This window comes from Mesorhizobium sp. GbtcB19, assembly GCF_019091085.1.
Classification (GTDB): domain Bacteria; phylum Pseudomonadota; class Alphaproteobacteria; order Rhizobiales; family Rhizobiaceae; genus Mesorhizobium.
This window is the reverse complement of record NZ_JAGXJY010000093.1, coordinates 1-659: the sequence shown is the minus strand read 5'-3', so window position 1 is coordinate 659 and position 659 is coordinate 1. Positions and strand designations below refer to the sequence as shown.

General features: G+C 66.2%; 1 protein-coding gene. It reads left to right on the top strand.

What is annotated here, in order from left to right:
• The coding region (locus KVT37_RS31740) for an ABC transporter transmembrane domain-containing protein (RefSeq protein WP_254634400.1) at window positions 1–659 on the top strand (659 nt) is incomplete at both ends.

Below are 659 nucleotides of genomic sequence, written 5' to 3'. Positions count from 1 at the left end.
AAGGCGCAGACAGTCGAACCGCAGAAGCAGCACCGCTGGGAAGACCAGCTTGCCTCCTATGTGGACGCGAGTTTCAGCGTGCTCAGTCACGGCAACCACGCAAGCCAGGTCATTCAGCTTGCAAGCAAGATCGTCACCGCCGCCACCCTGTTCTTCGGCGCCAAGCTCGTTATCGACGGCAACCTGACCGTCGGCGAGCTTGTGGCGTTCAACATGCTTGCCAGTCGCGTGAGCGCGCCTGTGCTGCGGATCGCTCAGATCTGGCAGGACTTCCATCAGGCGCGCCTGTCCGTCCAGCGACTCGGGGACATTCTCAACACGCAGCCCGAGCCGTCCTTCGGCTCGGGCCGCGCCTCGCTGCCGCCGATCCGCGGCGAGATCACCTTCGAGCATGTCAGTTTCCGCTACCGCGTCGACGGACCACAGGTACTGCACGATGTGAGCTTGCAATTACCGCCCGCCCAGAACGGAGGGCGGGTCGGCGCGTCCGGACTAGGCAAGAGCACGATCGCCAAGCCCACCCAGCGCCCCTACGTGCCCGAGGCCGGGCGCGTGCTGGGCGGGGACCAGGGGCTCACAAACAACGGGCTGATCGAACCTTTGGGGGGTGCCGCCGCCAAGGGGAATCCGCAGGGCCGGGCCGGGACCACCCCCAACAC